18 protein-coding genes are annotated in these 25978 nt (G+C 67.3%); 14 read left to right on the top strand and 4 right to left on the bottom strand.

The window, feature by feature from the left end; all coding sequences use genetic code 11:
• Nucleotides 1-7 precede the first annotated feature (7 nt).
• Genes IBX22_RS00695 through IBX22_RS00725 form a run of 7 tightly spaced genes read left to right on the top strand, consistent with a single transcriptional unit; the run spans nucleotide 8 to nucleotide 11270 of the window.
• Nucleotides 8-1654, top strand: a complete 1647-nt coding sequence (locus IBX22_RS00695) for an aminotransferase class I/II-fold pyridoxal phosphate-dependent enzyme (protein ID WP_194813444.1) — start codon at nucleotides 8-10, stop codon at nucleotides 1652-1654.
• Nucleotides 1651-3210, top strand: a complete 1560-nt coding sequence (locus IBX22_RS00700) for an amino acid adenylation domain-containing protein (protein ID WP_194813445.1) — start codon at nucleotides 1651-1653, stop codon at nucleotides 3208-3210. Before IBX22_RS00695 ends, IBX22_RS00700 begins: the two co-directional genes overlap by 4 nt.
• Nucleotides 3207-4238, top strand: a complete 1032-nt coding sequence (locus IBX22_RS38195; RefSeq protein ID WP_194813446.1) for a cyclopropane-fatty-acyl-phospholipid synthase family protein — start codon at nucleotides 3207-3209, stop codon at nucleotides 4236-4238. The genes IBX22_RS00700 and IBX22_RS38195 overlap by 4 nt, the downstream gene beginning before the upstream one ends.
• The gene (locus IBX22_RS00710) at nucleotides 4235-6880 is read left to right on the top strand and encodes a PEP/pyruvate-binding domain-containing protein (protein ID WP_194813447.1); all 2646 of its coding nucleotides are present in this window, start codon (nucleotides 4235-4237) and stop codon (nucleotides 6878-6880) included. The genes IBX22_RS38195 and IBX22_RS00710 overlap by 4 nt, the downstream gene beginning before the upstream one ends.
• Nucleotides 6877-9810 (top strand): polyketide synthase, encoded by a 2934-nt coding sequence (locus tag IBX22_RS00715; RefSeq protein ID WP_194813448.1) that lies wholly within the window; start codon nucleotides 6877-6879, stop codon nucleotides 9808-9810. The genes IBX22_RS00710 and IBX22_RS00715 overlap by 4 nt, the downstream gene beginning before the upstream one ends.
• The gene (gene redW, locus IBX22_RS00720) at nucleotides 9807-10955 is read left to right on the top strand and encodes an L-prolyl-[peptidyl-carrier protein] dehydrogenase (RefSeq protein ID WP_194813449.1); all 1149 of its coding nucleotides are present in this window, start codon (nucleotides 9807-9809) and stop codon (nucleotides 10953-10955) included. The genes IBX22_RS00715 and redW overlap by 4 nt, the downstream gene beginning before the upstream one ends.
• Before the next feature lie 12 nt (nucleotides 10956-10967).
• Nucleotides 10968-11270, top strand: a complete 303-nt coding sequence (locus tag IBX22_RS00725; protein WP_194813450.1) for a RedY protein — start codon at nucleotides 10968-10970, stop codon at nucleotides 11268-11270.
• Here IBX22_RS00725 and IBX22_RS00730 read toward each other — a convergent pair.
• From IBX22_RS00730 to IBX22_RS00745, 4 genes are read right to left on the bottom strand one after another with little or no spacing between them, the layout of a single operon-like run.
• Complete coding sequence (locus tag IBX22_RS00730; RefSeq protein ID WP_309234362.1) at nucleotides 11267-13498, bottom strand: MMPL family transporter; 2232 nt, start codon at nucleotides 13496-13498, stop codon at nucleotides 11267-11269. The two genes, IBX22_RS00725 and IBX22_RS00730, sit on opposite strands and share 4 nt — an antisense overlap.
• Nucleotides 13499-13500: 2 nt before the next feature.
• A complete protein-coding gene (locus IBX22_RS00735; RefSeq protein ID WP_194813451.1) occupies nucleotides 13501-14112 on the bottom strand; it encodes a TetR/AcrR family transcriptional regulator in 612 nt (203 codons plus the stop codon).
• A 44-nt stretch (nucleotides 14113-14156) separates the two neighbouring features.
• Nucleotides 14157-15275, bottom strand: a complete 1119-nt coding sequence (locus IBX22_RS00740) for a RedV protein (protein WP_194813452.1) — start codon at nucleotides 15273-15275, stop codon at nucleotides 14157-14159.
• A 15-nt stretch (nucleotides 15276-15290) separates the two neighbouring features.
• Nucleotides 15291-15947: a 4'-phosphopantetheinyl transferase superfamily protein gene (locus IBX22_RS00745; protein ID WP_228538115.1), complete on the bottom strand. Its 657-nt coding sequence runs from the start codon at nucleotides 15945-15947 to the stop codon at nucleotides 15291-15293.
• Nucleotides 15948-16305: 358 nt separating this feature from the next.
• Between IBX22_RS00745 and IBX22_RS00750 the strand changes: the two genes are divergently transcribed.
• From IBX22_RS00750 to IBX22_RS00780, 7 genes are all read left to right on the top strand, one after another.
• A complete protein-coding gene (locus IBX22_RS00750; protein WP_194813453.1) occupies nucleotides 16306-18345 on the top strand; it encodes an AMP-binding protein in 2040 nt (679 codons plus the stop codon).
• Nucleotides 18342-19385, top strand: coding sequence for a 3-oxoacyl-[acyl-carrier-protein] synthase III C-terminal domain-containing protein (locus IBX22_RS00755; protein ID WP_194813454.1), 1044 nt, complete (start codon nucleotides 18342-18344; stop codon nucleotides 19383-19385). Before IBX22_RS00750 ends, IBX22_RS00755 begins: the two co-directional genes overlap by 4 nt.
• Nucleotides 19386-19409: 24 nt before the next feature.
• On the top strand, nucleotides 19410-22028 hold the full coding sequence (locus IBX22_RS00760; RefSeq protein ID WP_194813455.1) for an aminotransferase class III-fold pyridoxal phosphate-dependent enzyme: 2619 nt from the start codon (nucleotides 19410-19412) through the stop codon (nucleotides 22026-22028).
• Between the two features lie 112 nt (nucleotides 22029-22140).
• The gene (locus IBX22_RS00765) at nucleotides 22141-22308 is read left to right on the top strand and encodes a hypothetical protein (protein ID WP_194813456.1); all 168 of its coding nucleotides are present in this window, start codon (nucleotides 22141-22143) and stop codon (nucleotides 22306-22308) included.
• 424 nt (nucleotides 22309-22732) lie between these two features.
• Nucleotides 22733-24064, top strand: a complete 1332-nt coding sequence (locus IBX22_RS00770) for an alpha/beta hydrolase (protein ID WP_228538116.1) — start codon at nucleotides 22733-22735, stop codon at nucleotides 24062-24064.
• 132 nt (nucleotides 24065-24196) lie between these two features.
• Entirely contained in the window at nucleotides 24197-24976 is a 780-nt protein-coding gene (locus IBX22_RS00775) for a DUF4239 domain-containing protein (protein WP_194813458.1), read from the top strand.
• 86 nt (nucleotides 24977-25062) lie between these two features.
• On the top strand, nucleotides 25063-25968 hold the full coding sequence (locus IBX22_RS00780; RefSeq protein WP_194813459.1) for a hypothetical protein: 906 nt from the start codon (nucleotides 25063-25065) through the stop codon (nucleotides 25966-25968).
• Nucleotides 25969-25978: the final 10 nt, after the last annotated feature.

A 25978-nucleotide genomic window follows, 5' to 3' on the forward strand; every position in this document is an offset into this window, starting at 1 on the left:
CCTGGAGATGACCGATCTGACACAACGCCGTTCTCCCGATGGCCGGACCGATCGCGCCGTGTCCGAGGTAGTCATCTCGACGGCGATGCGATATACCCAATATCGGCGCGACCAGCTCGATCTCGATGCCGAGCTGGAGGGCGATCTGGGCATCGATTCGGTCGTCCTGATCTCCATCATCGACGACGCCGTGAAGGAGTTGGCGCTGCCCAACGGCCTGTCCGCCACGATCTCGGCGCCCAGCCTGCGCGAGCTCATCACCGAGCTGGAGACCCACACCGGCACGGCCGGCGGACAACCCGAAGTGCCGCCCACGACCGGTGAACAATCCGAACTCGCTGTCGGAGAATTGGATTCGTCCGCCCCGCCGGGCACGACGGCGTGGGACGGCCGGTCGATGCGCGATTTCATGGACAGCCGGGAACCCGATTTATATGCCGACGCCCGGGAATTCGCCGCCCACCGCCGCGACCGCGAGACCGAGCACCTGTATTGGTATGGCATGCCGCTGCATTCGCGGTGTACCAATCGGGCGGTTATCCGTGATGAGCTCACCGGGCGTTCGCGCGAATACCTGATGTTCGCCTCGAACAATTACCTCGGCCTGGCCAACCACCCGGATGTCATCGACGCGATCTGCGACGCGACCCGATCCTATGGGGCCACCAATACCGGGTGCCGCATCATCGGCGGCACCAATCAGCTACACCTGGAACTCGAACGCAAGCTGGCCGCGTTCAAGGGCCGGCAGGCCTGCATCGTCTATCCGGGCGGCTATGCCGCCAACCTCGGGTGCATCTCCGCGCTGACCGGCGCCCGCGACGCGGTCGTCGTCGACAAGCTCAACCACATGAGCATCGTGGACGGCGCCAAGCTCTCCGGTGCGGTGCGAAAGATCTACCGGCACAACGACATGGCCGACTTGGCGCGGGTGCTCGAACGCAGCGCCGACCAGGTCCGCGGGATGCTGATCGTCACCGACGGGGTGTTCAGCATGCACGGCGATATCTGCGACCTGCCGGAGATCGTGCGGCTGGCCCGGGCGCACGGCGCGCGAGTACTGGTCGATGACGCGCACGCGACCGGCGTACTCGGCGTGCGCGGATCGGGCACCGCCGAGCACTTCGGGCTCAAAGGCGAGGTCGATCTGGAACTGGGCACGATGAGCAAAACCCTCGCGGGTATGGGCGGTTTCGTGGTCGGCGACGAGGACGTGATCGACTACCTGCGCTTCTACTCCAATTCCTATGTGTTCGCCGCGACCATCCCGGCCGGGGTCGCCGCGGGCCTGATCGCGGCGCTCGACGTGATGGAGCGCGAACCCGAGCGAATCGTCGCGCTGTGGAACAACATTCGTCATCTCCGGCGGCTGCTGACCGACGCCGGGTTCGATCTCGAGCACACCGAGAGCGCGATCGTGCCCATCGTCATCGGCGACGAGCAGCGCGCGCTGGAGATGGGGCGGGCGGTACGAGCCCGCGGGCTGTTCTGCCAGACAGTCGTCTTCCCCGGCGTTCCGCTCGGTGATGCCCGGTTGCGGATCAGCGTCACCTCCGAGCACACGCCGGAGGACCTGGAGCTGGCCGCGAAGATCTTCGTCGAAGCCGGGGCCGAGACGGGGGTGCCGGCCGCCCGGGACGAGCTACGGCTATGAGCGCGCGGCCGCTGCCCAGCGTGGTGCGCATGCCTGTCATCGAGTCGGTCGAGCAGGCCTCGCGGCCTGCCCTGGTCGGCGGCAGGACCGTCACCTACGGCGAGCTCGTGCAGACAGTCGGCAGAGTCGCGGCCGGGCTTCGCGGGCTCGGGGTGACCGTCGGCGATCGGGTCGTGATCTGGATGGACAAGGGGCCGGAGTACGCGCACGCGATTCTCGCGGCGCTGCATGCCGGTTGCGCGTACGTGCCGCTGGATGGTGGCCATCCCGCGGAGCGCGTACAGACGATCATCCAGGACACCGAGCCGATCGTGGTGTTCACCGACGCGCGTCACCTGCCCCTGCTCACCGAGTCCGCACTGCCGGAGTCCGTGAAAGCTGTTGTGGCCGTGGCGGACAGCGTGGCGCAACCCGCCCTCACCTGGAACGAGTTCCTCGGCGTCGGTGATCGTTTCGAGCGCAACCCAGGGCTCGCCGAGCTCACACCCGACGACCTCGCCGCCATCCTGTACACCTCCGGCTCCACCGGAACGCCGAAGGGCGTGCAGATCTCGCATCGCAATCTGTCGGCGTTCATCGGCTGGGCGCGTGGCGAATTGGCGGTCAGCGCCGACGACGTCTTCGCCAACCACGCCTCGTTCAACTTCGACCTGAGCACCTTCGACCTGTTCGTCGCGCTGTCGGCCGGTGCGGCGGTGTGGATCATCGAGGACGAACAGGCGCGGGACGCGGCGGCGCTGGCGGCGGGCATCCGCGAATACGGGGTCACCGTCTGGTATTCGGTGCCCTCGATCCTGGCGCTGCTGACGGGCTGCGGTGCGCTCACCTCCGAGGTCGCGCGCGGCCTGCGGTATGTGCTGTTCGCGGGCGAGGTCTATCCGAAACCGCGGCTCAAGGAACTCCTCGTCGTGCTCGGCGACGCGACCCAGGTCTACAACCTCTACGGGCCGACCGAGACAAACGTCTGCACCTATCACCGCCTCACCCCAGCGGATCAAGAGTCCGACGACCCACTGCCCATCGGCCTGCCCGTGGATTCCGCGACCGCGCTGATCGTCGACGCGGACGGGCAGGCGCTGACCGGGCCGGAGGCGTTCGGCGAACTGGTGATCGAAGGCGACTGCGTCACCCCGGGCTATTGGCGGCAGGAATCGGAACCGGCTGCGGCACAACACCGCCGGCACCGTCATCCCACCGGTGACCTGGTCAGCTGGGTGGACGGCAGGCTGGTCTATCACGGCCGCAAGGACCGCATGGTGAAGGCCTCCGGATATCGCATCGAACTCGGCGAGATCGAGTCGGTGGCCCTGCGGCATCCGGCGCTCGAGGAGGCGGCGGTCATTGTCACCGGCGAGGGCCCGGACGCCAAGCTCACCCTCTTCTACACCGTCCGCGCCGGCGCGGACGCGCCCGGGCTGCTCGCTCTCAAACAACACTGCGCACGGTTCCTGCCGCGATACATGGTGCCGCGCAACGCCACTCGCGTGCCGGCGATGCCCCGCAATACCAACGGCAAGATCGACTATCGAAGTCTGGCAGGAAGGAACCGGCCGTGAAACTCACGACCCTGACCAAAGTGGCCACCGACAGCAGGCTTCCGCTGCTGTTATCCCTCGCCAGGAGCTTCGTCACACCCCTGTATCGCGCGGCGTTTCTCACCGGTGCGCTGAGTAGTGGTGTGCTGCAGCGACTCTCGGGGACCGGTGCGGATGCCGAGACGCTCGCCGACGCGCTCGGCATCACCGACGACCGGCGGCTGCTGCGCGCCTGGCTGGACGTCGGGGTGCGGCTCGGCGAGCTCAGCGTCGACACCGGCACCTACCGGCTGAAGAGCCGCACGGCCAAAGCTCTTGCGCTACCGCGCAACGACGCCGTGGCCGCGGCGCTCGAGGAGGTTGTGCGGTTCCATCTGCCGGTGCTGCTCAACGGCCCGGCGATGCTCCAGCACGGGCATCGGCTGACCATGGCCGACCAGGACGGCGCCATCATCGCCCGCTCCAGCCAGGTCGTGCAGCCGTTCGTGGAGGAAGCCATCGAACGTGCGGTGGATCCGGGAGCGCCGCTTCGACTGCTGGAGATCGGTTGTGGCAGTGGTGATTACGTGCGTCACGCCGCCACCTTGAATCCCCGGCTCACTGCGCTGGCCGTCGACTACCAGGCCGAGGTTGCCCAGGAAGCCGCCGCCAATGTCGCCGAGTGGGGTCTGTCCGACCGGGTCGAGGTCCGGCACGCGGATGTCCGCGAACTCGACCTGGAACCGCAGTTCGACCTGATCACCATGCACAACAACATCTATTACTTCCCGGTCGAGGACCGGACCAAGCTCCTCGAACAGGCACGATCCCTGCTCGCACCGGGCGGGCGGCTGCTGCTCACCACCTCGTGCCGGGGCGGCAACCTCAGCATGGAAGTGCTGAGCCTGTGGTTCGAGTACGCCGATTTCGGCGGATCCTTGCCGGAGGCCACCGAACTCGCGGATCAGTTGCGCAGCGCGGGATTCGGCGAGGTCGAAGTTCGCCGCCTGATCCCCGGTGAGCAGTTCTGCGCCTTCGTCGCCGGTAACTCTCGGGAGCGCACAGCATGAGAAAAAAGACTGTCAGTGACCTGATCACGGTCCTCGGCGCGGCCGATCCTCGTCCCCAGGAATCGCTGGGCGGCAAGGGCGCTCGGCTCGACGAGCTGCTGCGTGCCGGTCTCCCGGTGCCGCCCGCCTTCTGCCTCACCACCGAGTTGTTCCAGCGGTTCCTGGCAGAGGTCGGCGTCGACGTCGAGGACGAGCCCGCGAAGGTGCGCGAGACGATCCTGGCCGCCGAGGTCCCCGCGGATATCGCCGCCGCCGTCGCCGCGGCCTATGCACAGCTCGGGCAGCCGCGGGTGGCGGTGCGCTCCTCGGCGAGCAAGGAGGACTCCGCCGCGTATTCGTTTGCCGGACAGCACGACACGGTGCTCGACATCGCCGGCGACGCCGCCTTGCTGGAGGCGGTGAAGACCTGCTGGGCCTCCCTGTGGTCCGACCGGGCGGTGGCCTATCGGGAGTCCGCGGGCGCCGGCACGATCGCCGTGGTGGTGCAGCAGATGATCGATGCCGACACGGCGGGTGTGCTGTTCACCCGCGATCCCATCAGCGGGCGCACCGACCGGTTCGTCGTCGACGCGTGCTGGGGGCTGGGAGAGGGATTGGTCTCCGGCCGCGTCACCTCGGATTCGTTCCTGGTCGACCCCGCCGGTCCCGAAGTCGTCGAGCAGAACGTCCGGTACAAGGTGATTCGGTGCGCCCCGGTCGGTTCGGGCGCGGTCGAGCTGGTGAAGGTGGATGAAGCCTTCCGCAACGTGCCGTGCCTGACCGAGAAGCAGCTCTTCGAACTCGCCGCGCTGGCCGAGCGGATCCGCGATCACTATGGCGCCGAACAGGATATCGAGTGGGCGGTGCGGGATCGGGTGCTCTATCTGCTCCAGGCCCGGCCCATCACCACCGGCACACCGCAGACGGCGCGGCTGAGCCCGTACAACGACACGCAGCCCACGCCGATCGAACACGGCACGTTCTGGACGCGCATGGACATCGGCGAGATCTTCACCGGTGTCATGACGCCGCTCGGGCTGTCGTTCGCGAAGTACTACCAGGACAACGTGCACGGCGACTGCATCGCCGGAACCGGTGTGCGCGACCGCGGCGAGATGCCGCTGCACATGGGCTATTTCCAGGGCTACGTCTACCTCAACGTCTCCTACACCGCGCACATCCTGAGCCAGAGTCTGGCCACCCGGGACCAGCAGCCGTTCGATCTGCGCTTCGCCAGCGAGGAGATCGACCTGGCCGACTACCGCAATCCGTTCGGCTCCTACCCGCTCGGGGTGTCGTGGTTGCGGTCCACGCTGTTCTGGTTCAAGACCGCCGCCCGTGAATTCCGGGACGCCAAACCGCGCGCCCAGCGGATGACCGAGTCGCGGCACTACGAATACGATCGCGCGCACCGGATCGACCTGCGCAAGCTCGACCGGCGCGAGCTACACGACGAAATGCGCCGCCGCTTGGCGTATTTCCACGATATGAACGTCGGCTACATGCCGTACTTCCTCAACGCCTTCGGCTTCTACGGTGTGCTGGAGGGGATGTGCGGGGCCTGGCTCGGCGCGGCCGGGGAGCGCGTGCAGAACCACTTCAAGACCCGGATGTCGAATCTGCGGACGCTCGAGGCGGCGCGCGAGGTCTGGGAGCTGGCCGAGGTCGCGCGCACCCAGCCCGAGGCGTTGCGGATCATCCGGGCCGGATCGGCCGCCGATGTGGCGGCGCGGCTCCGCAATGACGAAGCGGGGCAGGCATTCTGGACGACGCACATGGAACCGTTCCTGCGCGAGAACGGAACTCGCGCGCATCAGGAGATGGAACTGACCCACCCGCGCTGGATCGATGACCCCGCGTACGTGTTCCAGATGATCCGGCGCTACACCGAGGAAGGGTTCTCGATCGGCAACGTGCTCGGCGCGGAAGACGATCCGCGGGCGGCCGAGGCGATGCGGGCCGTCGAACGGTTGCCCGCGGCGAAGCGCCGGGCCGTGAAGACCGCGCTGTCGCTGTACGAGACCTGCAGCTCACTGCGGGAGACCGCGCGGCTGGCGATGATCACCTCGATCTGGCTGGTCCGCGACGTCGTCTACGAGGTGGGGCGGCGGCTGATCGAAGCGGGTCTGCTGCGCTCCCCCGACGAAGTCGCCTACCTGGATTTCGCGGACATACAGCGCTACCTGGCCGGCGGCGATCCACACGAAATCGTCTCTCGCACAAAGCTGGAGGAGGCGCGGCGCACCTTCCAGAACTACGCCCGGCTGCCCGCCCCGCCGCTCAGCATCATCGGCGAATGGGACGTCACGAAGTCCGTTCGGCCGCTGCCGGAGGGCGCCCGGCTGCCCGGTCTCGGTACCAGTCCGGGGCAGGCGGTCGGCCGGGCCCGCATTGTCGAAGACCTGGCCTGGCAGGCCGACGAATTCCAGTTCGGTGAGATCCTGGTGACCCAATACACCGACTCGTCGTGGACTCCCCTGTTCGCCATCGCGGGCGCGATCGTCACCGATATCGGCTCGATGCTCTCGCACAGCTCGATCGTGTCGCGGGAGTTCCGGGTGCCCGCCGTCGTCAACACCAAACACGCCACCCGCGTGATCAAGACCGGCGATCTGCTCATGGTGGACGGGGACCGCGGCGTGGTCGAGGTGATCGACGGATGAGCGAACCCATCGCCATCGTCGGCATGGCGTGCCTGTACCCGCGTGCCCGCGGCGTGGAAGCGTTCTGGAACTTGCTCAATGCACCGGATCCGCCTTGTGGCGCAGCGGATTTGAGCGACGTCGAGGTCGACTTGGCGCAGTTCGGCATTCCTCCGGTGCAGCGCCGGTCGATGGCACGGATGCAGATGCTCATGCTGGAGGCGGCACGACAGTGCCTGGCCGATGCCGGGTTCCCCGAGCGGGCGCTGCCCACCGAGCGAACGGACGTCATCGCAGGCACCTGTTTCGGCCTGGATCGCCAGTACGCCAATGCACTTCGCGTCGCGGGCGCCGGGTACGGGCGTGCAGTCGAACGTGCCGCGGCCCTCGATCACGACGAAGCAGTCCGCGCTGCGGCGCCCCGTCTCCGCCGGGAAATGCGGGCCAGCCTGGTCGCGCGACTGGGCGCCGCACCCCACGACCGGGTCGGCGAAATGGCCAGCACCATCCCCGCCCGAATCGCCGCGGCATTCCGCCTGCTCGGCCACACGATCACCCTGGAATCCGCGGACGCCACCTCCTTCGTCGCACTGGAACACGCGATGCACACCCTGCGCAACGGCGCCGCCGACGCGGTCCTGGTGGTAACCGGACAGCGCCACGAAGGAGACTTCGCCGCCGACGCCCTCGCCGCCAAGGGCCTGACCACGAATTCCCCCCTCTCCGAAGGCGTCTCGGCTCTTCTCCTCAAACGCCGCGACACAGCCCGGCACGACGGCGACCGCATCTACGCCTCGATCCTCGAAGGCGCCCTGCGCCACGAACCCCGCCCAGGCGTCTTCCGCTACTCGACCACCGCCGAGGAACGCTTCCGCATCGCCAAGGAATGCCACGACGCCGCCGCAGTCCACCCCGCCGCCGTCCGCTACATCGAAAGCGTCGGCCCCGGCATCCCCGACGTAACCGACGCCGAAATCCGCGCCCTCACCCGCCTGTTCAACAACACCACCCCCCAAACAGTGGCCTTGAACAGCACCCGCGACCGCCTCGGCCACACCTACGCCAACGCAGGCCTAGCCGGCATAACCGCCACAGCCCTAACCCTCCACCACGCCACCCTCCCACCCCGCCACACCCCACCCCCCGACCTCACCGACACCCCCTTCTCCTCCCTCGAGAACCCCCACCCCTGGCCCCCTGAACCAGAATCCGACACCAGATACGCAGCCCTCTGCGGCTCAGCCCTCGGCGGCACCTTCGGCTACTTCCTGCTCGAAAGCGGAAACGCCACAAGCAAGCCCCACGACCTCGCCGAACGCGCAGAATCCGACAGCTCGCGTCGCAGGACAGAACCCATTCCGACCGCCGGACCAGACAGCGGGAGCGGTGCGGACCCGACTGCCGCTGCAAGTTTCAGCCCCGAACATCGCACCGCGGAGTCCGCTTCAGCTGAATCCGGCGCAAGTCGTCGCCACGGGGACTCGACCGCGAATGCCGTCGCTGGACTCGCCACAGTCCGCACCGCCGGATCCGACAGTGACAGTCGCACCGCAGAGCCCATTGCCATCGTCGGTTTCGGTGGGGCGTTTGCGGGTGGGGCGGATGCGGCGGGGCTGTGGCAGACGATCAAGTCCGGGCGGAGTGGGTTGGGCAGGTTGCCGGAGAGTGTGTTGGATCGGGAGTTGTATTTTGCGCCTGGTGAGATGACGTTGACGCATAGTTATTGCCAGGTGGGTGGGGCGGTGGGGGTGCCGGAGCGGCCGCCGGTGGGGGTTCGGATTACTCCGCATCGGTATCGGGCTATGGATGCGGCGCAGCGGCTTGGGCTTTCGGTGGCCGATGAGATGTTGGGCCGGTATGCGGGGCGGGCGGCGTTGGGGGCGGGGACCGGGGTGGTGGCGATCGGGAGCACGCTCAGTTTGACGAGTGAGCGGTTGCGCAATGCTGAGCGGTCGGTTGCGGCGTTGGAGGATGCGCTTGCTGCGACGGAGGCTTGGGCTGCGCTGCCGGAGAGCGGGCGGGCGCGCGTGCTGGAGCGGGTGCGGCGAATCCACGACCCGGTGAACGGGCCACTATCACCCGTTGATTTGGACGGGTGCCTGGCGAGTGGGATTGCCGCGCTGGTGGTCAATGAGTTCCAGCTGTCCGCGATCCCGATAGCGGTCGAGGCGGCGTGTGCTTCCACACTGGCGGCGGTCGATGTGGCGATCAATGCGTTGCGGATGGGGGGCGCTGATTTCGCGATTGCCGGTGGGGTCGAGTTCGCCTGCAACCCACGTGATCTCGTGTTGTGCTCGGCATTGGGGCTGTTGTCGCACACCAGGATTACCCCGTTCGATGTCGAAGCCGACGGTTTCAGTCCGGGTGATGGTTGTGCGCTGTTCCTGCTCAAGCGCCTGTCCGATGCGCGGCGTGACGGTGACGAGATCGTGGGGCTGATTCGTGGTGTCGGCGGCTCCAATGATGCGAAGTCGCTGATCGCGCCGGATGTGGCCGGTCAGGTGCGGGCGATGCGGCGGGCCTTCGACGCGGTCGATTTCGAGCCCGCGGCGGTGGACTATCTGGAGGCGCACGGTACCGGTACCCGTGTGGGTGACCGCGTCGAAATCACCGCGGCGGCACAGGTTTACGGAGACGCGGAGCGGGATCGCCCGCTGGTGATCGGGTCGGTGAAGGCGGTCGTCGGACATACCTTCGCAGCTGCGGGCGGCGCGGGATTGCTCGAAGCGCTACAGGCCATGCGGGCCAAGACGTTTCCGCCCAACGCGAGCCTGCGCACCCCGAACCCGGACTTGCCGCTCGCCGATATTCCGGCGGTGCTGCCGACGACGGCCGAACCGTGGCCCGCGACACCTGGCCGACCGCGGCGGGCGGGCGTGAGCTCGTTCGGTACCGGCGGCATCAACTACCACCTGTTGCTCGAGGAATACCGGCAGGACGGCAACTCATGAACTTCGAGCTTTCGCCCGAGATCACGGCCATGTGTGAAGCGGTGACGGGATTCGCGCAGCGGGACCTGACCGGTCCGGATTCCTTCGAGCCCATAGACTTTCGCCGCCGCTGGGAGCTGGCAGGTAAGCAGGGCATCCTCGGGGCCACGGTTCCCACGCAGTACGGCGGCAGTGGCCTGGACGCGGTCGCGGCCGTCGCGTTGATGGAGGCGCTCGGATCAGGCTGTGCCGATACCGGTTTCGCGTTCTCGGCCGCCGCGCATCTCTTCGCCTGTCTGATGCCGATCACGGAATTCGGCACGGAGGAGCAGTGCCGGCACTGGCTACCGCGGCTGTGCTCGGGGGAACTGGTTGCCGCACATGCGATCACCGAAGCCGAGGCAGGCTCCGACATCTTCAACATGAGTGCCCGAGCAGTCCGCGACGGCGACCACTACGTGCTGAACGGCACCAAGGTGTTCACCACCAACGCCCCGATCGCCGACGTGTTCCTGGTTCAGGCTGTCACAAGCCCGGGTAGCGGCTTCTTCGGCGTGACCGCCTTCCTCATCGGGGCCGCCACCCCCGGGCTGCGGGTCGGTCCGCCCTACGCCAAGATCGGGTTACGCGGATCCCCCACGGCCGAAGTTCATTTCGCCGATTGCCGGGTACCGGCGGACTGCGTGCTCGGCGGCGAGGGCGCCGGAGCGAGCGTCTTCACCGGCTCCATGAAGTGGGAACGCACCTGCCTGTTCGGGATCTACCTCGGCGCGATGCGCAGGGTGCTCGACAGCACCATCGTCTACGCGGGCGAACGCGTCCAATTCGGTTCGCCCATCGGCGAATTCCAGGCGGTCAGCCACCGCATCGTCGACATGCTCGCGCGCCTGGAATCGGCCGCCCTCCTGCTGAACAAAGCCGCCGTCGAACTGTCCCGCGGCGGCAACTGCGAGGTGTCGGCGGGTTTGGCGAAGATCGCCGTGAGCGAGGCCGCGGTGCAGATCGGCTTGGACGCGATCCAGCTGCGCGGCGCTCTCGGCGTCACCGCCGGCGACGCCGAGACCCTGCTGCGGGACGCGGTGCCGTCCCGAATCTTCTCCGGCACCAACGAAATCCAGAAGAACAACGTCGCCCGCGCATTGGGCTTGGGCCGCAAACGCCGCTGAAGGAGCCACGCCATGGACCTCATCGTCCATCTCATCCGCCTGCACCCCGACACCGATCCCGCGGAGTTCGAAGCCTGGGTCCGCGAGACCGATTACCACACCTGCCCGCGGCTGCCCAGCGTGCGCGCCTTCAGCGTCCAGCGCACTGCCACACCGGGGCACTACTTCGAGGTGATCCAGGTGAGCAGCCGCGCCGACTTCGAGCAGGACATGCACACCCCCGATTTCAAGGGCCTCGTCACCGCTTTCGACACCATGGCGACGGTCACCGCGGAATACGAGGGCACCCGGATCGACCCCGGCTACCAGGCCTAGCGCCGCTCTGCCGACGCCGCCAGCTCCTCCGGCTGCTCGGTGCGGCGCGGGTGGTGCTCGCCGATGTGCGGCAGGACGCGGTCCAGCCACGCGGGCAGCCACCAGTTCCAGTCGCCGAAGAGCTTCATCAACGCGGGGACCAGCACGAGCCGGACCAGGGTCGCGTCGATCGCCACGGCGACCGCGAGCGCGAAGCCGAACTGCTTGAGCTCCAGCACCTGCGCGGTGACGAAGCTGCCGAAGACCGCGACCATGATCGCCGCGGCGGCGGTGATCGGACGTGCGGTGTGCTCGACACCGATGGCGATGGATTCGTCGGTGTCGTGGCCGTCTTCCCACGCCTCCTGGATTCGCCGAATCAGGAAGACCTCGTAGTCCATCGACAGGCCGAACAGCAGCACGAACACCGTGATCGGCAGATACACCTGCAAGAAGCCGGTGCTGGTGAAGCCGAGCAGCCCGGCGCCGTGGCCCCATTGGAACACCGCGACGGTCAGGCCGATCGCCGCGCCAGTGGCGAGCAGGTTCATGATGACGGCTTTGATCGGCAGCACCACGCTGCGGAAGATCAGCAGCAGGAACACCAGCGACAGGCCGAGTACCAGCAGCAGCACCCAGGGCAGCTTGGCGGTCGTCTCGTCGGACAGATCGACGAAACTCGCCGTCGCCCCGCCGACCAGTACCTGATCGCCGGTCGGTGGCGCCAGGTCGTCGCGAATGTGCTCCACCAGCGCGATGGCCTCGCTGGAGTCGATCGCGACCTTCGGCACCACATTGAGCAGAACCCGGCCCTCATTCGGCAGCGTTTCGATCTGCGCGACGCGCGAGTCACCGGACAGCTCCGTCGCGAGCCGGCTGGCCCGTTCCTGACCCGCGGCGTCGAGCGGACCGTCGCCCGGCGCGGTGATCACGATCTGGATCGGCGAAACAACGCCCGGGCTGAACGAACGGTCGAGCACCTCCTGCGCGCTCGCGCTGGGCCGTCCCGCAAGGGATTTCGTGCCGAGATCGATGCCGTACTTCAAACTTCCGACCGGCAGCGCGGCCACGACCAGCACGATGGCGACCACCAGCGCGTAGATGACCGGGCGGCGAATGACCAGGTGCGCCCAGCGCGCCCAGGGCCCGGCGGCGAGATGGGTGTCGGACCGCACGTCCGCCGGACGCCACCGCGGTGGCAACTGCCAGCCGTTGACGCGCGGGCCCAGTGCCGCCAGCACGGCGGGCAGCAGCGTGAGCGCCGCGATCACGGTGCAGATCACCGAGACCAGCACGCCGATCGAAATCTCCCGGAACAGCGGCGATTTCAGAATGAAGAACGAGCACACCGAAATGCCCACGACCACGCCGGAGAACAGGATCGTGCGCCCGGAAGTGCGAATGGCCACGCCGGTCGCCTCCGCGATCGCGTCCGGATCGCGCGTGGTGACCCCGCGCCGGGCCAGTTCCTCCCGGAATCGGCTCACGATGAACATCGCGTAGTCGATCCCGATGCCGGTGCCGATCATCGTCACGATGGTGACCAGGAAGGCGTCGAAGGTCATCACGAAACTGAGCAGGTAGATCACGCCGAAGGTGAGCATGAGTCCGGCGATGGCGAGCAGCAGCGGCAGTGCCGCGGCCATTACCGCGCCGAAGGCCAGCACCATGATCACCAGCGCGATCGGCAGACCGATCCCCTCCGCTTGCGAGGCCGCCGTCGTCTCCACGACGGTCAGGTCGTTGGTGATCGGCGAGTAGCCGGTCAGATACGCCTCGATCCCGCTGCCCGCCGCTTCGTCGATGGCCTCTTGCAGATCACTTGCGCGACCGGGCAATTGGTCGGTGTCGCCTTGCATGCCGACGACCGCCAGGGCGGCGCGGCCGTCCGGTGCGACCTGATCCTTGGCCAGCGGGTCGAACGGGCCGATCACGGTGACCACGCCGGTCGAGCCGCGAGCGGCGACGACGACCCGGTCGATCGCAGCGCGCTGATCCGGATCGGAGACCTGCCCCTGCGGGGCGTCGAAGACAATGACGTCCTGTTCGTTGCCCAGCCCCTGGAAGTACTGCTGAATCAGGTTCGACGCCCGCGTCGACTGCGCGCCGTCCACGCCGTAGTTGGGCGCCTTGAGTTCTTTGGAAAGAAGCGGAAATGCCAAGCCGCACAGGATGATCAGCACCAACCAGGTGACGATCACCAGGCGACGCCGGCGGGCCATGTGCGCACCCCAGCTGTGTTGTCTCACGGTCAGCCTCCAGACAGCAGCGAGCGCACGGCCGCGGCCGTGCCCTCCAGGTTCAACTCGGGATCGAAGACGGCATGCATGAGCAGTCCGTCGAGTAGTGCCGCGACGATGGTCGCGATGTCGGCCGCCGGCACGCGTGTGGTGAGTGCACCATTGCCCTGGCCTTTTTCGATGAGATCGGTGAGTGCGACGCGGTAGGCGCGCATCTCCGCGGCGATCGGTTCGCGCAGCGCCGGATCGCGGACGCCCTGCCGCAGGATCTCCAGCAGCAAAGCCAGCGCCGGATCGGTGAGCGAGCCCGCGGAATACCAGGCCAGGGTGCCTTCGACGACTTGCTCGAGGTCGGTCGCCTGGCGCGCGAATGCCAGCGGCTGCGCCAGCAGGTTCCGGGTCGCCGCGGCGGCGGCTTGGCCGAGCAGATCTTCTTTGCCGCGGAAGTGATAGCCGACGACGCCGTGGCGGACGCCCGCCCGGGCGGCGACCGAGCGCAGGGTGACCCCGCCCCAACCGGCCTCGATGATGATCTCCACGGTGGCGTCGATGATCGCGGCGCGGGTAGCGGCGCCCTGGGTGGCGCTGTTTGGCCGAATGGCCTGTCCAATCGCCTTGTCCATATGGACAAGCATGGCACCACCAGCGCCTTCGCGGGCCGGAATGCCTACAATTCGCGGAAACACGCGTCCGGATTCCGGCGTGGGGTGTGCGGAAAGCTCGTCGTCGGGAAGCCGAGCCGGGCGATGAAGAAGGGCCGGCCGGTCATGCCGAACCGGGCGCACAAGCCGGCGCGCAGGTCCTCGTGCTGGACCACGATGCTGACCGGATGCAGCACCAGACCCGAGCGGGTCACGTGCAGCCAGTAGTCGCAGAGGCGCTCCCCCGCGGTGATCAGGTTGTCGTCGAGATCGCCGGATTCCGGCAGGCTCAGCGCCACGACGACCGGCGCGGTGCGGACCACCCGTGCGAGCTGTCCGGCGAGCAGGCGCGGGAATCCGATCACCCGCAGTGCGCTCATCGTCCGCGGTGCGAGCACCCAGCGCCGCAGCAGCTGCTGCGCGGGCGATAGCGGACCGAACAGGTGCGCGAAGGTGAAGCCATCGCCGCGCGCGTCCGCTTCGGCGGCGTCGCGCCGGATGAACGAGTGCGTCTCCTGCCACGCCTGCCGGTGGCCGAAATCCCTGCCGCCATAGCGTTTCACGTAGTCGGCGAAGCGATCGAGCTCGTCTTCGGTGCGCAGCTGCCGAACCTCGATCGGCGGATTCGTGCCGCCCAGATGCTCGCTGAGTGCGGCCAGTGTGGTCGTCGGGATCGGTCGCGCGCTGTATGGCCCCCGGTTGGTTTGGCGGCTGGCGGCGAGAGCACGCAAGCTCGACAGGGATTCGCGTTGCTCGCCCGTCCAGTGGAATTCGGTCAGCCGCAACGGATTCCACTCCGCCGGCAGGACCCGCGACGGCGTGTCGACCGGCGAGACATCACGGTGCGCGACCCAGCCCTGCGCGGCCAGCGCTCGTTGCAGCAGCCGCCAGTACAGCCCGCAGCTGACCCGCATCTCCGCGTGATGCGCGGGCAGCGCGCCGATCTCCCGGCTCCGATCCACTGCCAGCACAAGGAATTCCGGCACCGGCGACCCCTTATCGAGCCCGCGAGCGCTGGGCAACCGCGCCACCGCCCACGGCTGGCAGTTGTGCGACGACGGACTCGTCGCCGCTACCGCCAGCGCCGCCGTCAAAGCTTGACCGAAGGGAATCGCGACCCGCTGCCGAGCGTGTTGGGCTTTCATGCTCTCCTCCGCCGTCTACCAAACCAAAGCCAGGGCATACCCGGCGATTTCACCCGCCCAGGCGTGGCGCGGCCAGGGCAGCGCCGCGATCTCGCGACGCAATCCGGGGCCCGCCCGCCAGAGGAAGGAACCATCGGTCCGCCACGCGGTGAGGACCACCTCGCGCGGATCGATGCGCAGGCCGAAGCCGTAGTGCTTGAGCACCGCCTCCGTGCACGCCCAGCGCAGCGGAACCGGCATCGTGTGCAGGCGCGAGCTGGCCGCGCTCACGCCCCGGGCCGCCGGGCCCAGCGCGTGCACCAGCGGCGGCGCGAGCCTGCGGTTCCGCTCCAGATCGACGCCCACCGGTTCGGTGGTGCACACGCCGATCGCGAATTCACCGGAGTGCGAGATGCCGATTTCACCGCCGGCGTCCACGAAAGGCTTGCCCGCGCTGGGACCCTCGCCGATCACCTCGACGACGATCTCCTGAGTCTGTTTGATTATTCCGAGGTGCAGGCGCAGATATGCGCAGACCGCGCATTTGGCCGCCAATCGTCCGGCCAGCCATTCGAACCGGCGTTTCGGCGTCCACAATGTCGCGGCATAGGCTGCCTCGGCCGTGGACAGGTGCCGCGCGATCGTCGCCGCAATATGCTCGGCAGACTGTTTGCGTAACCAATCCACAGACACGGTCGCAATTGTCAGTCCGCAAATAGTGTGCGTGATGTGCAAAGGACTCGCCGGATCCAGAACGACGGCCTCGTCCAGCGCCGATACCGGGAATTCTGATCTCTCGGCAATGCTCCGGTCCCGGTCACGACCCCGGAACATGTCGGGTGCACCTCCTTGTCGGTCCTGTGGCGCCGGCCGGTGCTGCCATTTTCGCGGCCGCCGCTGACAGTTCGGCTGACACTTTCCTGATGCGATCGCCGATCCCCGGAAGTATTGACGCACCAGCGATTTCGTGGCTAGATTGAGCGCAATTCTCATTTCCGGGAATTCATCCGACCAAATTCGATCACCAAGCTTTCAACGTATAGAGGTGGGCATGAAAACGTTGTCCTCGGATTCTGTTGTCTCTGCGAGTGACTGGGTCGATTTGCTCGCCACGCGCGCCCGGCGGAGCGGGGATCAGACGGCCTACACATTTCTGGACGAGAACGGCCACCAATCCGGCAGCCTGACCTACCGCGAACTGGATCGCCGGGCGCGCGCCATCGCAGCGGTGCTGGCCGAACAGTTCCACAGCGGCGATCGGGCACTGCTGCTCTACCCCGCCGGGCTCGATTACGTCGCCGCGTTCTTCGGTTGCCTGTACGCCCAGGTGATCGCGGTGCCGCTCTACGAGCCAGGACGCGGGCGGTCCGAGCAGATCGAGGTGATCGCGCGGGATTGTGCGGCCGCCGGCGTGCTCACCACGCGCGAGATCGCCACCGCGCTGCCCACTTTCGGCGACGAGCTGTCCTTCGCCCGGCTGCCGCAGGTGGTCACCGAGGAGATCGCGCCGGCCGCGGAGTCCGCCGCCGAGCCCTCCGCGATAGACCCCAAGACCATCGCCTACCTGCAATACACCTCCGGCTCGACCGCCACGCCGAAGGGCGTGATCATCGACCACGCGATGTCGGTGCGGCAGTGCTTGGAGATGGCCTGCAGCTGGCAGATCGACGCCGACAGTGTGGTGACCTCGTGGCTGCCGCACTTCCACGACTTCGGGCAGGTGACCGGAGTGCTGATGCCGGTCTTCTCGGGCGGCCGCGCGGTGCTGATGGCGCCCGCCACCTTCGTGAAGAATCCGGTCCGCTGGCTCGACGCGATCACGAAGTATCACGGAACACACAGCGGCGCACCCAATTTCGCGTTCGACCTGTGCGTCGACCGGACCACGCCGGAGCAGCGGGCGGCGCTGGATCTGAGCAGCTGGCACCTGCTCAGCAATGGCGCCGAGCCGGTCCGCAAGACCACCTTGGAGCGCTTCGAGATCGCTTTCGCCCCGTGCGGGCTCCGGGAAACGGCGCTCTCGCCCGGCTACGGCCTGGCCGAGGACACCCTCAAGGTGACCTGCTCCACCGGCGAACAACGCTACCTCGCGGAGCGTTTCGACGTCACGGGGCTCGCCCGGCGCAAGGCGGTGCCGACCGCGGAGCCGGACGGCATCGACCTGGTCGGTCACGGAACCACGGTGCTGGATACCGAAATGGCGATCGTCGAACCGGAATCCGGGCGTCAGGTCTCCGAAGGCGAGGTCGGCGAGATCTGGGTGCAGGGTCCGTGCGTGTCGCCCGGTTACTGGGGGCGGCCGGAGGAAACCGAGCGCACCTTCGGCGCCCGCATCGCCGGCGCGGACGACACCCCGTGGCTGCGGACGGGCGATCTCGGATTCGTCTATGCCGGTGAGCTTTTCCTCTGCGGACGGCTCAAGAACCTGATGATCGTCAACGGCATGAACTACTACCTGGAGGACATCGAGGCCACCGTCGTCGACAGCGACGACGCCTTGCGGGCAGGTGGCGTCATCGCCTTCGCGGTAACGGAATCCGGGCAGGAGGACCTTGTGCTGGTCGCCGAGTGCCGCACCGATATCGACCGCGAGCTCGAAAGCCTGGCGGCGTCGATGCACGACGCGGTGGCCAAGCGGCACGGCATCGCCCCCGCGACAGTGGTTCTGGTGCAGCCGGGTGCGGTACCGCGGACCACCAGCGGCAAACTGCGCCGCCAGCACTGCATGACCGATTTCGTGGCCGGGCGACTACCCGAGACCCAGCGCTGGGTGCGCCCGGCGCCGGTCGAACCCGCGCGGACCGCGACGAACGGCAACGGCCGCACCGCCATGCGAGATCTGGTGCGGCAGGGCCTGTTCGAACAGATCCGCGCCTGGATGGCCGAGAACAAGCCCGACGCGCCGGACCTGGATCCGGATCGTTCGCTGGCCGAACACGGACTCGGCTCGGTCGATCAGATCGATCTGCACGAATGGCTGGAATCGTGGGCGGGCAAACGCTTCCCGCCCGAACTGATCTGGGATTCCGAGACAGTCACCGAGATGGTGCGGGTGCTCGCGAACATCCTGGCTCCGGGGGGTGCGCGGTGAAGCTCCGGGCCGCGGTGGCCGGCCTGCCCTCGCGCACGGTGAGCAATGCCGACATCCTCGACATGATCGCCGAGCACAGCGCCCGGGACTTCGACGGCGACCTCGACGGCACGCTGCGGACCATCGACAGCTACCTGCGCTACGCGGGCTCGCGGGACCGATGCTGGCTCGACGATGGTGAGCGTCCCATCGATCTGCTGCGCGGCGCCGCGAAAACCGCACTGGCGCAGGCGGATATGCGGGCCGAGGAGATCGATCTACTGATCTACACCGGGATCGGGCGCGGCTTCGTCGAACCGGGCGGCGCCTACCACTCGGCCGCGGCGATCGGGCTGAGCAACGCGCACTGCTTCGATCTCCTCGACGCCTGCATGAGCTGGACGCGGGCGCTGCAGGTGACCGAGTCGCTGATGCGCACCGGACCCTATCGGGCGGCGATGATCGTCAACGCGGAGTTCAGCCTGCGCGACGGCGGGGCGGTGGTGCCGCATCTGTTCCGGCTGCCGAACGCGGCCGCGCTGGAGTCCAGGTTCCCGGCCTACACGCTCGGGGAAGGTTCGACCGCAACGATTCTCACCGCGGAGGACCACGAGCCGTGGGAGTTCCATTTCGCCTCCCGGCCCGATCTGGCACCGCTGTGCAACGTGCCGCTGGAAGGCTACGAGGGGTATTGCGACCCGTCGGACAAACTGGCGGCCAACGGGGTCGGCTACTTCACCTCCTTCGGCTTCGAGATGCACGAAACCGGGCTCGCGGACGCGTACGCCGTCTTCGACCGCTTGGGCGTCGACACCGAGAAGGTGGCCGCGCTGTTCACCCATGCCTCCAGCAAGCGCTACTGGCAGATGATGGCCGACCAGGTCGGACTGGGTTCGGCGATCCATCACGTGTTTCAGCGGACCGGCAATATCGTGTCCGCCTCGGTGCCCGCCGCCATCGCCTCGGCGCTCGACCAGGGCACGTTGCAGCCCGGCGACCGCGCGGTGGGCTGGGTCGGCAGCGCCGGAATGTCCTTCGCCGTATTCTCCTTCGTCTTCTGACGACCAAAGCCGAACGGGTGAGCCATGTTCAGACATCTCGGCAAGGTTGCCGGCAATGGAATGCGCGGGGTCGCCGCGTACTCGATCGACTCGATCCGGCGGCGCGAAGTCTCCCGGGAGCAGCGCCAAGCCGACGCCATCCTGGCGTTCCTGCTGCGGATGGGGCCGATCTACATCAAGATGGGCCAGATCGCGGCGACCCGATCGGATCTGCTGCCGCAATCGTGGGTAGACACGCTGCGGGTGCTGCAGGACCAGACTCCGCACATGACCGAGGCGCAGACTCGGCGCGCGATCGAGCGGGAGTTGGGTGACAAGATCGAAAAGACGTTCAGCTCTTTCGATTTGACGCCGATCGCCAGCGCGTCGGTCGCTCAGGTGCACATCGCGGAGCTGCTCGACGGGCGCAAGGTCGCGGTGAAGCTGGTCAAGGATTCGGTGCCGGAACAGATCGAGGACAGCCTGTCCTCGATCGGCGCGATGGTGAAGCTGGTGCACGCCACGGTGCCGCCGGTGCGGTATCTGGACGTGCCGCGACGGTTCACCGAGGTGGCGCGGCTGTTGCGGCCGCAGGCCGATATGGCACACGAGGCCGAGAAACAGCAGCGCATCGGCGAGAACCTGCGGGCGCATCCGTTCGTGAAAGTCCCCGCGGTGCTGCCGGAACTGGTCAGCAAGCGGATGCTGGTGATGGAGTACATGCACGGCATTCCGGGCAAGCACGTCGAGACCGTCTCGTTCCCGCGGCCGCGCCTGGCCCAGCGGCTGCAGGACATCATCTACACGATGCTGTACATGCACGGCATCTGCCATGGCGACCCGCATCCGGGCAACGTGATGTTCAGCCCCGAAGGGGAATTGGTGCTGCTGGACTACGGCGTCACCGTTGAGCTCACCGAGGACGAGAAGTGGGGTCTGTCCTCTTTCTATTACGCCTGCACCCGCAAGGAATGGGAGATCGCGGTCGATCGGTTCACCCGCTACTTCGTGATCGCGGGCGAGGCGGTGCGGGAGCGGCACGACGACTACGTCGCCGACATGATCGAGGTGTTGCGGTATCACTTCGACATCTCCACCAACCGGTGGTCGACGGTGTCCTACTTCAATGACGTGAATGCGGTACTGCGACAGTATGATTCGCGATACACCACGAACTTCACGAAGGTGGAGCTGGTCTTCCTCTCCGGCGAGGGCTTCGCCTCCCAGATCGATCCGGACATCGACATCTGGGCGAACGCACGCAAATTCACCGACCGCTACTCCCCCTACATGAGCGCCGAGGTCGAGCGGCGGTTCGAAGACGACTTCACCGACCAGATGCCTACCTCGCTGAAAATGCGGGACCGGGCGCGGTCCTCGCTGGTCGCGCCGACCCACATCGACCGCTACTTCTTCCCCAGCGGATTCCCGGTCTTCGTCAAGGAAGCCGTCGGCGGCAGCATCCGGGATTTCGATGGCAACGAATACATCGACCTGTCCGCCGGATACGGGCCGCACCTGCTCGGCTACGCGCATCCCGCGATCACCGCGGCGATCACCGAGGGCGCCGCGCGCGGGCTCGTCAACGGCATCGGCAACGCCGCCGAGATCGAACTGGCCGAACTGCTGGTCGACGCCTTCCCCGCCGCCGAGCAAGCGGTGCTGTGCAATTCGGGGACCGAGGCGATCATGTTCGCGATCCGCATATGCCGGGGTTACCGGCGGCGGACCCTGGTGGCGAAATTCGAAGGGCACTACCACGGGTCCTCCGATCAGGGTCTGGTCAGTTCGTGGTTCCGCTTCTCCGGTGATCGGGCGCGGCCCGAACCGGTGGCCGGGTCGCTCGGAGCCGATCCGGCGACGGTCGCGGGCACCGTCGTACTGCAGTACGGCGATATCGCCGGATTGCAGCGCTTGCGCGAGCACGCCGACGAACTCGCCTGCGTCATCTTGGAACCCATGCCGACCTCGGTGGTCGCGCTGGACGTCGAATTCCTCACCGCGTTGCGCGAACTGTGCACCGAGCTGGAGATTCCGCTGATCTTCGACGAGGTGGTCAGCGGCTTCCGGGTCGCCTACGGTGGCGCGCAGGTGATGGTCGGCATCGAACCCGACCTGACCTGTCTCGGCAAGGTGATCGGCGGCGGTCTGCCGGTGGGCGCGGTGGTCGGGCAGCGCCGGTTCATCGAGATGGCCAAGAGTTCGCAGGACCCGTTCTACGACTACGAGAACCGGGTATTCGCCGGCGGCACCCTGAGCGGCAACTCGCTGACCTGCACGGCCGGCCTCGCCGCGCTGCGCCACCTCGGCGCCCACCCGGAGATCTACGACCAGCTCGACACCCACACCGAGCGCCTCGCCGACCTCATGCGGGAGGCGACCCAGCAGCGCGAGATCGCCTGCCGGATCTCGGCCCGCAATTCGATCTTCTCGCTCAACTTCAGCCACCGGGCGGCCGGACTTTATCGAGATCGCATGGCGGGCAGCAACTTCAAAGCCACCATCGCCCTGGCCTACTACATGCGCAAACATCAGGTCTACATGGCCGAGATGCACAGCTTCCTGATCAGCGCCGCGCACACCGTCGAAGACCTCGATCAGATCGCGCACGCCTTCGGCAAGAGTCTCGACGAAATGCTCGCCGACCAGCTCTTCGTCACCTAGGCAGCCGACACGCCGCAACGGCGCACTTGACTGTGCCGTTGCGGCACAGTCAAGACTGTTCCCTAGGTGGCGCGTCCGCGCCGCCGGATCCGGTGCCGGAGGGAAGACAGTCTTGGCGTGGAGTACCCGGGAGCTCGAGCTCACGGGGTTCGTGCGGCAGGCCGCGCCGGTCGAGGTGGCGCCGGAATTGACTGTCGCGGGCGAGCTCTCCGCTGCCGATCGCGCGTTTGTGGTCGTCATGTCGCGGGTGATCAGCGCGCCAGGCACTCGATGCGTATAAGCAGCTGCTGCAAGATCCTGAGGCGCTGCCGGCGGGCGCCGAGCTGGACCGGCTGCCCGCTGATGCCGATGAACGAACCTGGGAGCCGGTTCGCGGCGGATCGCCGATACCGTCGAGGTGGCGATGACAGACCTTTACAACCCTGCCCAGATCGATGTCATGCAACGGGGTAGGACGCAAGCTCCGGACCGCACGCACCGAAGGGAACTGATTCGATATGAGGTCATCTCTGCTCGGCCGACTGGTGTTGGCGGTTCTGTTGTTGCTGGCGCTGGGCGCGTGTTCCCGGTCGGAGCCTGCTCAGTCATCGGAGTTGCAGCGGTTCTATGACCAGAAGCTGTCGTTCGGGCCCTGCGCTGGCTATGCCACAACTGCCGCCGACGACAAAATCATCTCCGGCGATCCGGGATTTCAGTGTGGCCGGATGGAAGTGCCGCTGGACTACGGCGATCCTTCGGGCCGGACCGCGCAGATCGCGCTCCTGAAAGCGCCCGCGCGCGGGAAACCGATCGGATCACTACTGATCAACCCCGGCGGGCCGGGCGGGCCCGGAATGAGCATGGCCGCCGTCGCCGCGAAGAACATGGCGAAAAGCCCGGTGACCGAGCGGTTCGATCTGGTCGGGTTCGATCCCCGTGGCGTCGGCGCGTCCACCCCGGCGATCAGCTGTTTCTCCGACGCCGAAATCGATGCGGGTGAATCCGTGATGTCGGTGACGGTCGGCGCGGGAAAACTGACCGAGCAGGACGCCCGCAGGGTGGTCGAGAAGTGTGCCGCCGGGTCTGGCGGCGCGGATGTGCTCGCGCATGTCGGCACCCGGGATGCGGTGCGCGACATGGATATTCTGCGCGCGGTCCTTGGTGACGAGAAGCTGAGTTTCCTCGGCCAGAGTTACGGCACCCGGCTCGGGGCTGTCTACGCCGAGATGTTTCCGCAGCACGTGCGCGCGCTGGTACTCGACGGCGGCATCGATCCGAACGCGGGCACCGTCGAACGGCGGCTGACGCAATTCGGGAGTTTCCAGCGCTCCTTCGACAAGATGGCCGCCGACTGCGCCACCCGCCCCGACTGCCCGCTGGGCACCGACCCCGGCACAGCCACCGCGAACTTCCAGAACATCGTTCGCCCGCTGATCGACCAGCCGATTGTCACCGCGAGCGGGCGGAAACTGGACTTCAATGCCGCGTACGGCGCTGTGACCGCCGGACTCTACGACTCCGCGGCCTGGCCGGTGATCGTCAAGGGCATCGCGGAGATCCGGGCCGGGCGGGGCGACACCCTGCTCGCGGTGGGCGATATCTTCGGCGGCCGCGACCAGGATGGGCACTGGGCCAATTTCGCCGAGGCCAACTTCTCGATCAACTGCCTCGACGAGCAACGCCGCACTCCCGAGCAGGAAGCCGACCTCAAGCGACGGATCCAGCAGGTAGCCCCGTTCACCGACTCGGGCCGAGGTGCCGACGGCGCCCGGGACGCGTGTGAGTTCTGGCCCGCCGCACCCACTCTCGACTACCCCTACGCCACCGGCATCGAAGGGCTGCCCGAGACCTTGACGGTCTCGATCACCGGCGACCCGTCCACTCCCTACGACGGCGGCGTCCACCTGGCCGAAACCCTCGGCGGTGCGGTGCTGACAGTCGAAGGGGAACAGCACACCGTGGTCATGTCCGGCGCCAGCGACTGCGTGAACGGCGTGGTTGCCGACTACCTCGTCGATCTGAAGGTTCCGGCGGCCGACACCCGCTGCACCCTGTAACGACCGCGCCGAATCACGGCCCGAACGGAGATCCGATCTGTCCGGTTCGCCCGTTGTTACGATCACTGATCGCTCCACTAAGCACTTCGGTTATCCAGTTGCACCCGATTGCGACCGGAAGGTGAGCGCTTCATGGATCAGGAAATCTTCATCGTCATCGCCGTAGCTTTGGCAACGGTGACGCTGTTCGTCCTCGGGGATCGGTTGCGTCCGAAGTCGTGGCGGCAGACGAGTGACGAATCGTCCGGCACGCTGGTGCTGGATCTGATCAAGACGCTGTTCACGGCGGCGGTCGCGTTCACCTTCGTGGTGTGCTGGCAACAGCAGCAGACCGCGCACAACCACACCGTCGCGGAGGCGAAAGCGCTGGTCGATGTCTACGAGGCGGCGCAAGCGCTACCCGAAGTGGAACAGCGGCGGGTCCGTGACCTGGTGCAGGACTATACGAATCAGGTGATCTCCCAAGAGTGGCCGCTCATGGAGAACGAGCATCAACTCAGTACGGCCGTCGGCGCCCAGCTGGAGACGATTCGGGAGACGGTGGTTCCGGTGCGTTCGACGGATTCGCTCGTCACCGACGCCCGTTCGCGGACTCTCACCGCACTGGACCGCGTCACCCAGGCCCGCGCTGATCGAGCGATCGATGCCGGACGGATGCTCCCCACCTTCCTGTTTGCCATCCTGGGCATCGGTTCGCTTCTGGTGTTACTGAATCCGGTGCTGTCGGGGATGCGGGTGACGTGGCGCAGCGTGGTGATGACCGCGCTGCTGGGGGTCGTGGTGGGAGGCGCGCTGCTGGCCGTTCACGAATTGCAGCGGCCGTTCTCCAGCGTCATCGGCGTGCCGACCGATGCGTTCGCCTATGCCCAATCCCAGTTTCAGCTGATCGACGACGGCAGCCGCGACGAGTGAGGATTGCGCGCATGGACCTCGTTGGTCCGGTACGGCGAAGAGCTTGCGCGGCAAGGAAAGTCGTTGCCGCGAGCGTGCTGTTGCCCATGACGTTGACGTTGGGCTGCCCGTTCGCCGCTGCGGTGCCGCCGGATCTGCCGTTCATCGGCGAAATCGCCACCGGCTCGGGTGGCGGGGACGGCACGTCACCTGGAGGTTCCGAGGCGGGGACTCCGCTCAGATTGGGGCCGCTGAGTGCGACTGCCCAAGAGTTGATCCAGAGCGGTAGCGCGAGCGGGAGCACGCAGCCGACGGATGCCTCGGCGGACGCCGGGAAGGAAATCGCGCTCCGTCCTGCCGTCGCACCCGGGCTCGACAGCGGGAGCGTGGAAACCGCTTGCGCGGGTAGCGCGGTGCTCGGCGGATCGATGCTTGTGCTCGCGTTGCTCACCGGGAGTGGGATGAGTTCGGGGTCGGCGCTGCTGGGTTCGTCCGGATCGGTGGTTTTCGGTTCCTCCTGGTCGGTGGTGGTGGGCTCGGCAGCGGTGGGGTCGGCCGCTTCGGGCTCGGGCGGGTCAGGGATGAGTGGGTCTGCCCTCGGTGGAGCGCTGGGAAGCGCCGGTCTAGGTAGCGCGGCGGTGGGTAGCGCCGCGACCGGGAGTGCGGTGCTGACGTGCCTGGCGCTGTTGCTGCCGTCTCCGTCGCCGCCGGCGCCCGGCATCCCCCTGGCGATTCCGCCGTTTCCCGGCCAGGTTCCGCCGGTCCCGGGGCAGGGTGCGCTGCTGGGGCCGGGAGTCAGTCAGGTGGCGCAACCCACGCCGCCGGTCGGCTCGGACCCGGCGACTGCCGAAGTGGCGTTACCGGGCGTCGCGGGCTTCGAACCGGCCGAGAATCCGGTCGGGTGGGATCTCCTCGAAATCGTCGTGGTGTTGATCGTGGCTATTCTGGTCACGCAGCGCGCGTCGTCGGTGCCGGACCGCAAAACTGTTGAGCGCGAGCCTGATTCGGAATAGATGACGGACT

Source organism: Nocardia sp. XZ_19_385, assembly GCF_015355755.1.
In the GTDB taxonomy this organism is placed as follows: domain Bacteria; phylum Actinomycetota; class Actinomycetes; order Mycobacteriales; family Mycobacteriaceae; genus Nocardia.